9 protein-coding genes are annotated in these 8845 nt (G+C 59.9%); all 9 read left to right on the top strand.

The window, feature by feature from the left end; all coding sequences use genetic code 11:
• Nucleotides 1-2195, top strand: a 2195-nt coding sequence (locus tag ACRESJ_RS20275) for a chemotaxis protein CheA (protein ID WP_431759483.1), incomplete at its 5' end; no start/stop codon positions are given.
• A gap of 50 nt (nt 2196-2245) precedes the next feature.
• The gene (locus tag ACRESJ_RS20270; protein WP_431759482.1) at nt 2246-3382 is read left to right on the top strand and encodes a protein-glutamate methylesterase/protein-glutamine glutaminase; all 1137 of its coding nucleotides are present in this window, start codon (nt 2246-2248) and stop codon (nt 3380-3382) included.
• Nucleotides 3382-4122, top strand: a complete 741-nt coding sequence (locus tag ACRESJ_RS20265) for a flagellar motor protein (protein WP_431759481.1) — start codon at nt 3382-3384, stop codon at nt 4120-4122. Before ACRESJ_RS20270 ends, ACRESJ_RS20265 begins: the two co-directional genes overlap by 1 nt.
• A gap of 12 nt (nt 4123-4134) precedes the next feature.
• Entirely contained in the window at nt 4135-5025 is an 891-nt protein-coding gene (gene motD / locus ACRESJ_RS20260) for a flagellar motor protein MotD (protein WP_431759480.1), read from the top strand.
• 48 nt (nt 5026-5073) lie between these two features.
• Nucleotides 5074-5862 carry a ParA family protein gene (locus ACRESJ_RS20255; RefSeq protein ID WP_431759479.1) on the top strand — a complete coding sequence of 263 codons (789 nt, stop codon included), beginning with the start codon at nt 5074-5076 and terminating at the stop codon, nt 5860-5862.
• 120 nt (nt 5863-5982) lie between these two features.
• On the top strand, nt 5983-6951 hold the full coding sequence (locus tag ACRESJ_RS20250) for a chemotaxis protein CheW (RefSeq protein WP_431759478.1): 969 nt from the start codon (nt 5983-5985) through the stop codon (nt 6949-6951).
• A gap of 40 nt (nt 6952-6991) precedes the next feature.
• Nucleotides 6992-7477 (top strand): chemotaxis protein CheW, encoded by a 486-nt coding sequence (locus ACRESJ_RS20245; protein WP_431759477.1) that lies wholly within the window; start codon nt 6992-6994, stop codon nt 7475-7477.
• Nucleotides 7478-7870 (top strand): DUF2802 domain-containing protein, encoded by a 393-nt coding sequence (locus tag ACRESJ_RS20240; RefSeq protein ID WP_431759476.1) that lies wholly within the window; start codon nt 7478-7480, stop codon nt 7868-7870.
• Nucleotides 7871-8193: 323 nt separating this feature from the next.
• The gene (locus ACRESJ_RS20235; protein ID WP_431759475.1) at nt 8194-8706 is read left to right on the top strand and encodes a hypothetical protein; all 513 of its coding nucleotides are present in this window, start codon (nt 8194-8196) and stop codon (nt 8704-8706) included.
• Nucleotides 8707-8845: the final 139 nt, after the last annotated feature.

Here is an 8845-nt window from a genome sequence, read left to right as displayed (position 1 = left end):
CCGAGCAACTGGTCGAGCTGGAAAGCCGTCCGGATGATGCGGACTTGCTCAATGCAATTTTTCGCGGTTTTCACACTGTAAAAGGGGGCGCCGGCTTCCTCCAGCTCAACGAGCTGGTGGAGTGCTGTCACATCGCCGAGAACGTGTTCGACATCCTGCGCAAGGGCGAGCGTCGCGTTGACTCGGAACTGATGGATGTGGTTCTCGAAGCACTGGACGCGGTGAACAGTATGTTCAGCGAAGTCCGTGATCGCAGCCCGATCACGGCTGCCACGCCTGAATTGCTCGCTGCTCTGGCCCGTCTGGCCGAGCCGCAAACGGCTGACGAGGTTGCACCTGCACCTGTCGCCGAAGTGGTTGAAGAACCAGCCGCTGAAAGTGAATCAGGTGACATCACCGACAATGAATTCGAACAACTGTTGGACTCGCTGAACGCCGTCAAGGCGCAGGCCGAGGCGCCAGCGGCTGCTCCGGCTCCCGCCAGCGGTGAAGCTGCGAGCGACGAAATCACCGACGCCGAGTTCGAGTCGTTGCTCGATCAATTGCACGGTAAAGGTCAGTTCGCTGTCGATGCGGTGGTACCTGCTGCTCCCGTCGCACCGCAGGCTCCTAAAGCCGAAGGTGACAGCTCCGACATTACCGACGACGAATTCGAAGCCCTGCTGGACCAGTTGCACGGCAAGGGCAACTTTGCCGTCGAGGCCCTGGAATCGGCCATCGCGTCGGTGCCAGCTGCTACCAAGCCAAGCGCTGCGGCGGCTGGAAGCGATCTGATCACCGATCACGAATTCGAATCGCTGCTCGACGAATTGCACGGCAAGGGCAAGTTCACTGAAGTGGGCACGGCGAAAGTGGTCAGCGAATCGAGCGCCTCGGTCGCGGCACCTGCTGCCAAGGCTGCGGCACCGAAACCGGTGGCCAAGGCACCCGAGCCGAAAGCCGAAGCACCTGCTCCGGCAGCAGCGGCAGCACCGGCTCCGGCTCGCGCCCCGGCCGCGCCACCTGCGGAAAAACCGGCCAGCGAAGCCGAGACCACCGTGCGGGTCGACACCGCGCGTCTGGACGAAATCATGAACATGGTCGGCGAGTTGGTACTGGTGCGTAACCGCCTGGTCCGTCTGGGCCTCAACAGCGGCGACGAAGCCATGTCCAAGGCCGTGTCGAACCTCGACGTGGTCACCGCCGACCTGCAGACCGCGGTCATGAAGACCCGGATGCAACCGATCAAGAAAGTCTTCGGGCGCTTCCCGCGACTGGTTCGCGACTTGGCTCGCCAGCTCAAGAAAGAGATCAACCTTGAGTTGGTCGGCGAAGACACCGACCTCGACAAGAACCTGGTCGAAGCGCTGGCCGACCCGCTGGTGCACTTGGTGCGCAACGCGGTCGACCACGGTATCGAGTCGCCGGAAGAACGCGAAGCGTCGGGCAAGGCCCGTGGCGGCAAGGTGATCCTGGCTGCGGAACAGGAAGGCGATCACATCCTGCTGTCGATCTCCGATGACGGCAAAGGCATGGACCCGAATGTCCTGCGTTCCATCGCGGTAAAACGCGGTGTGATGGACAAGGATGCCGCTGACCGTTTGAGCGACACCGAGTGCTACAACCTGATCTTCGCCCCGGGCTTCTCGACCAAGACCGAGATCTCCGACGTGTCGGGTCGTGGCGTGGGCATGGACGTGGTGAAAACCAAGATTTCCCAGCTCAACGGCTCGATCAACATTTTCTCGGCCAAGGGCCAGGGATCGAAGATCGTCATCAAGGTGCCGTTGACCCTGGCGATCATGCCGACGCTGATGGTCATGCTCGGCAACCAGGCCTTCGCGTTCCCGCTGGTGAACGTCAACGAAATATTCCACCTCGACCTGTCGACCACCAACGTGGTGGATGGCCAGGAAGTGGTGATCGTGCGGGACAAGGCACTGCCGTTGTTCTACCTCAAGCGCTGGCTGGTCAGCTCCGCCGCTCACGAAGAGCAGCGTGAAGGCCATGTGGTGATCCTTTCGGTGGGCACCCAGCGGATCGGCTTCGTCGTCGATCAGCTGGTGGGCCAGGAAGAAGTGGTCATCAAGCCATTGGGCAAAATGCTCCAGGGAACCCCGGGCATGTCGGGCGCCACCATCACCGGTGACGGTCGCATCGCGCTGATTCTCGATGTACCGAGCATGCTCAAGCGTTACGCCGCACGGCGTATTTGATTCTGGTGGAGCGGGGCGCCTGTGGCCCCGCTGCATCTAACGGAGTGTTTATGGCAGTCAAAGTCCTGGTGGTGGATGATTCGGGGTTTTTCCGCCGCCGCGTCTCGGAAATTCTTTCAGCGGATTCGAATATCCAGGTCGTCGGTACCGCGACCAACGGCAAAGAGGCGATTGATCAGGCACTGGCCCTCAAGCCGGACGTGATCACCATGGACTACGAGATGCCAATGATGGACGGCATCACGGCGGTGCGGCACATCATGCAACGCTGCCCGACGCCGGTCTTGATGTTTTCCTCGCTGACCCACGAAGGCGCCCGAGTGACCCTCGACGCGCTGGACGCCGGTGCGGTGGACTTCCTGCCGAAGAATTTCGAAGACATCTCGCGCAATCCCGAGAAGGTCAAGCAACTGCTGTGCGAGAAGATTCTGAGCATCTCGCGCAGTAATCGTCGTGTCAGTGCCTACAGCGCTCCGGCGCCTGTGGTCGCCGCTACGCCTACGCCGGCGCCTTCGAGCGTCAGTAGTTTCGGCAGCAGCGCGCCCGTTCGTCCGGCACCGGTACCGACAGCGATTCCCGCGCGTGCACACGCCGCTGCCCCGTCGTCGCCCGCGCCGAAACGCAAAGCCTACAAGCTGGTGGCCATCGGCACCTCAACGGGCGGTCCGGTTGCCCTGCAGCGGGTGCTTACCCAATTGCCCGGGAATTTCCCGGCGCCGATCGTGCTGATCCAGCACATGCCGGCAGCGTTCACCAAGGCCTTCGCCGAGCGCCTGGATAAGCTTTGTCGCATCACGGTCAAGGAAGCCGAGGATGGCGACATCCTGCGTCCGGGCCTGGCGCTGTTGGCGCCGGGTGGCAAGCAAATGATGATCGACGGCCGTGGCGCGGTGAAAATCCTGCCGGGTGACGAGCGCCTGAATTACAAACCCTGCGTGGACATCACTTTCGGTTCGGCGGCCAAGTCCTACGGTGACAAAGTTCTGGCGGTCGTGTTGACCGGCATGGGGGCAGACGGTCGTGAAGGCGCGCGCCTGCTCAAGCAGGGCGGCAGTTCGATCTGGGCTCAGGATGAAGCCAGCTGCGTGATCTACGGCATGCCGATGGCCATCGTCAAAGCAGAACTCGCGGACGCGGTCTACAGCCTGGACGATATCGGCCGGCACATCGTCGAGGCGTGTATCTGATGGATGTTCTGAGCCTTATCGGCATCATCATGGCGTTTGTCGCCATCATCGGCGGCAACTACCTTGAAGGCGGTCACCTCGGTGCACTGGCCAACGGTCCGGCTGCATTGATCGTACTCGGCGGCACCGTTGGCGCGGCGCTGCTGCAATCGCCGATGAGCGCCTTCAAGCGCGCCATGCAGATTCTGGCGTGGATTTTGTTTCCGCCACGGGTCGATCTGGCCGGTGGCATCGACCGTGTCGTCAACTGGAGCCTGACGGCGCGCAAGGAAGGCTTGCTTGGGCTGGAAAGCGTGGCCGACACCGAGCCTGACAGTTATTCGCGCAAGGGCTTGCAATTGCTGGTGGATGGCGCCGAACCGGAAGCCATCCGCAGCATCCTGGAAGTGGATTTCTACACCCAGGAAAGCCGCGACATCGAAGCCGCCAAAGTCTTCGAAAGCATGGGTGGGTATGCGCCAACCATCGGCATCATCGGTGCCGTCATGGGCCTGATTCACGTCATGGGTAATCTGGGCGATCCGTCGCAACTGGGTAGCGGCATCGCCGTAGCCTTCGTCGCCACCATCTACGGCGTGGCCAGTGCCAACCTGGTGTTGCTGCCGATTGCCGCCAAACTCAAATCCATCGCTTTGCGCCAGTCGCGTTATCGCGAAATGTTGCTGGAAGGCATCCTGTCGATCGCCGAAGGTGAAAACCCTCGCTCCATTGAGTTGAAGCTTCAGGGCTTCATGGATTAAGGGAATAACCTCATGGCCCGTCGTCGCCAGCATGATGAACACGTTAATCACGAGCGCTGGCTGGTGTCCTACGCTGACTTCATCACCTTGCTATTCGCGTTTTTCGTTGTGATGTACTCGATTTCTTCGATCAACGAAGGCAAGTACAAGATCATTTCCGAAGCGCTGATTGGCGTATTCACCGATACCGATCGCGCGCTCAAGCCAATTCCGATCGGCGACGAGCGACCGAAAACCGTGACCCCGGCCAAGCCATTGGTCAAGGACAGCGACCAGGTCGATGCCGGTGTCGCAGGCGCGAGCGACCCGCTCAAGAGCATCGCAGACGACATCAGTGCTGCGTTTGGCGATCTGATCAGCTCCAACCAGATGACCGTGCGGGGCAACGAGCTGTGGGTCGAGATCGAACTCAACTCCAGCCTGTTGTTCGGCAGCGGCGATGCCATGCCCAGTGACATCGCGTTCAACATCATCGACAAGGTTGCGGCGATTCTGAAACCGTTCGACAACCCGATTCACGTCGAAGGCTTTACTGACGATCAACCGATCCGCACAGCGCAGTACCCGACCAACTGGGAGCTGTCGTCGGCCCGTTCGGCGAGCATCGTGCGCATGCTGGCAATGCAAGGGGTGAATCCCGGTCGCCTGGCGTCGGTGGGTTACGGTGAATTCCAGCCCGTGGCCAATAACGCCACCGCCGAGGGCCGGGCGCGCAACCGTCGAGTCGTGCTGGTGGTATCGCGCAACCTGGATGTTCGCCGCAGCCTGACCGGCACCGGAACCGCCCATGCGCAACCGGATGCCGCATTGAAGCGTGCTGGCACACAAACTGCACCGACCGCGGTCAAGTCGCCGGTACGAGAGAGCGCCGTCAATTCTCCGTCACCGGCATTAACACGTTGAGCTATTTCTCGGCCGATTCCTTATGGTTGGCCGGGAGGAACAATCCGAATGAGAGTCTGGGCAGTCGCCAATCAAAAGGGTGGTGTCGGTAAAACCACTTCCTCCATCGCTTTAGCCGGTTTACTGGCCGAGGCGGGCAAGCGCGTGGTCGTGGTCGATCTGGACCCCCACGGCTCGATGACCAGCTACTTTGGTTACGACCCCGATAGCCTTGAACACAGCAACTACGACCTGTTCCTGCACAAGGGCAGCGTCCCGCAAGGCCTTCCGGGCCAGTTGCTGCTGTCGACCAGTGATGAACGTATCTCCCTTCTGCCCTCCAGTACTGCCCTGGCAACCCTCGAGCGCCAGTCGCCGGGTCAGAGCGGCCTCGGGCTGGTGATCGCCAAGAGCCTGGCGCAACTTTGGCAGGACTTCGATTACGCCATCATCGACAGCCCGCCGTTGCTCGGCGTGCTGATGGTCAATGCCCTGGCGGCGAGCCAGCAACTGGTGATCCCGGTGCAGACCGAGCACCTGGCAGTCAAAGGCCTGGAGCGCATGGTCAATACGTTGGCGATGATCAACCGCTCACGTAAGCAATCGTTGCCGTTCACCATCGTTCCGACCTTGTTCGACCGACGTACACAAGCCTCCCTTGGGACGCTGCGCGTGCTGCGTGACATGTATCCGGAAGAAATCTGGCAAGGCTATATCCCGGTGGATACGCGCTTGCGCGACGCCAGCCGCGCCGGCCTGACGCCTTCGCAATTCGACGGCAAGAGCCGTGGCGTCCTCGCTTATCGCGCGCTGCTCAAGCAGTTGTTGGCGGCACAACTTGTTCCGCAGGTGGCGTGAGATGAACACTATCCGTGTAGGAGCTGCCGCAGGCTGCGATCTTTTGACCTTGCTTCGTAGCTTCTCCCAGAAGATCAAAAGATCGCAGCCTTCGGCAGCTCCTACAGAAGGGACATGCCAATGAACCGGCCGCTGAAGACCACCTCCCGGCCGCAACTGGCGTTGCAGTCGTATCTGGACAGTTTGCTGCAGGAATTGCCCGAGGAACTGCTGGCGCCCATCGAGTCAGCGCCCGAAAAACTCCCGGCTGAAGCCGTGCTGGACGAGTTCCAGGCAGCGGTGCTTGAAGAGCAGGTTCGCGATGCCCGCGCAGCGGAAGTTACGGCTGTACCGGCACCGAAAGCTCCAGTGTTGAAAGCTCCCGTTGCTGTGGTTGAAGCGGCGCCACCGTTCATGGCCCCGGTTTCCACGATCGCACCACTGCTGCGTGCGTTGGTGCCGCCACCTGTCGACGTTCAGCCCACTCAGGAGCCTGCCGACTTCGAGGCATCCCCGGCGCTGGAACCCGCGATCATCGAGGTTGAGCAAATCCTGGTGTCGCCGGTGGTTGAAGTCCATCTGCCACCGAGCAACACGCCTCCGCCGCTGGAAACCGATGGTCGTCCGAGCTGGGCCGCCGAACCGTTCGAATGCCTGTTGTTCGATGTTGCCGGGTTGACGCTTGCGGTGCCGTTGGTGTGCCTGGGGTCGATCTACCCCCTGGCCGGTCACGAGTTGACACCGTTGTTCGGTCAGCCGGAGTGGTTCCTCGGCATCCTGCCGAGTCAGGCGGGCAATCTGAAAGTGTTGGATACCGCACGTTGGGTCATGCCCGACCGCTATCGCGACGATTTCAAGCAGGGCCTGCAATACGTCATTTCGGTTCAGGGCTATGAGTGGGGGCTGGCGGTACATCAGGTCAGTCGCTCATTGCGCCTGGACCCGAACGAAATCAAGTGGCGAAGTCACCGTGGTCAACGGCCATGGCTGGCGGGCACGGTGATTGAACACATGTGTGCGTTGCTCGACGTTTCTGCGCTGGCCGAGTTGATCGCCAGCGGCGGAGCAAAGCACATGGGCGGCCAAAAGCCGACCCACAAACCTACATAACAGAACAAACCGCCAGAGCGGTTACTTGAGGGGTCAGGGTATGAATGATAAGGCGATGGCGGCAAAGGGTTCCGAAGATCCGATCCTGCAATGGGTAACCTTCAAGTTGGACAACGAAACCTACGGCATCAACGTGATGCGCGTTCAGGAAGTCCTGCGCTACACCGAAATCGCCCCGGTACCGGGTGCTCCGAGCTACGTGCTGGGCATCATCAACCTGCGCGGTAACGTGGTCACCGTGATCGACACCCGTCAGCGCTTCGGCCTGATGCCCGGCGAGATCAGCGACAACACCCGTATCGTCATCATTGAAGCCGACAAGCAGGTGGTCGGGATCATGGTCGACAGCGTCGCCGAAGTGGTTTACCTGCGTCAGTCGGAAATCGAAACCGCGCCGAACGTCGGTAACGAAGAATCCGCCAAGTTCATCCAAGGCGTATGCAACAAGAACAACGAACTGCTGATCCTGGTCGAACTGGACAAGATGATGAGCGAAGAAGAATGGTCGGAACTGGAGAGTATCTGATTGATTCTCGAGGTTGCGGTCATTGTCCTGTTCCTGTTTTGGGCAGGCACGCTGGCGATGTTCCTGGCTTACATTCGCGGCCAGAAACTGATCGCCGCTCAACAGGCCCAGGGTGATGCGCTGCGCGATCAGCGCATCAAGGACCTGGCCAAGCGCGTCGACGACTACCAGAACGGCAACGTGCGCATGGGCCAGGACCTGCACGAACTGCGCTCGATCGTTGCGCCGTTGCCGGACAAACTGGTCCAGCTGGAACAACGCGACCCCACCAGCCTGTCGTTCGCCCAGGCGGCGCGACTGGTGGGAATGGGCGCCAGCGTCGACGAACTGACCCAGTCCTGCGGCTTGACCCAGGCTGAGGCAGAGTTGATGAGCAAGCTTCACAAGAACTGATTTTTGCGATTGATCCGAGATCGCCATCGCGGGCAAGTCGAATCGTCGCACCGCCGCTCCCACAATTCTTGATAGTGCTCACAAGATTTGTGGACACTCCCAACCCTGTGGGAGCGGGCTTGCCCGCGATGGCGTCCTTGAAAACTCAATACTTTTCCCCGCGATCCGCCACATCCCTCTCTTTCCTCTCAAATCCTCAGACGCGTACTACGCCGTCGTAGTCTCCTGCCTATAGCTTTTTCGGATACGGCTGCCTTGTTACCGCAATCCGCCACCAGTAGTTTGATCAGCTTGTTCAAACATGTGCTGTGCCAAGGAGGCATATGCTCGAAATTCTACGTAGTACGCCATTGTGGGTTTACGCAGTTTTTCTGATCCTGACCTATTACGGGGTACGTGCCTGTTTCGAAAGTCATGAGTCGAAAAGGTCGCTGCAGATCACTCCGGCGATATTCGTGACCCTATCATTGGCCTCGCTGAATCTTTCCCAGGGGCCAGTCATTCCACTTTTGGTCTATGTGCCAGGCGTATTGGCAGGATGGTTCTTTGCACTGCGCTTTTACTCGTACACGAATGTGAAACTCGTGGGCGGAAATCTGGTGTTGGGTGGCACGGTCAAGGTACTGATGGTGTATTGGGGCTTCTTCGCATGGCGTTACTACCTTGGTTATCAGGCAGCCATTTATCCGCAAGCGGCTGACGAATGGCCGATGACGGCATGGTCGGCGCTGGGGGCTGGTCTCATCAATGGTTTGATTGTTGGCCGTAGTCTCAGGCTTTTGCGTTTTTTCAAGGTTGAGAGCGCCAGATCGCGGCAGCTTGCTTCCAGGGACTGAATTTTGAAATCGCTATCGCTAGCAGGCTAGCTGTGATCTCTCTGTAGGTTGTTCACTCGGGGCTTTTCCGGGAAATTGGAGGTGCGAACCAAACCAAGCTCCGGGAGGCCCCGAGTGAACACTCACAAAAATGCCCGAT

Source organism: Pseudomonas sp., from assembly GCF_050739655.1.
In the GTDB taxonomy this organism is placed as follows: domain Bacteria; phylum Pseudomonadota; class Gammaproteobacteria; order Pseudomonadales; family Pseudomonadaceae; genus Aquipseudomonas.
Note: the sequence above shows the minus strand (reverse complement) of the source record. Positions and strands in the feature narration are given on the sequence as shown.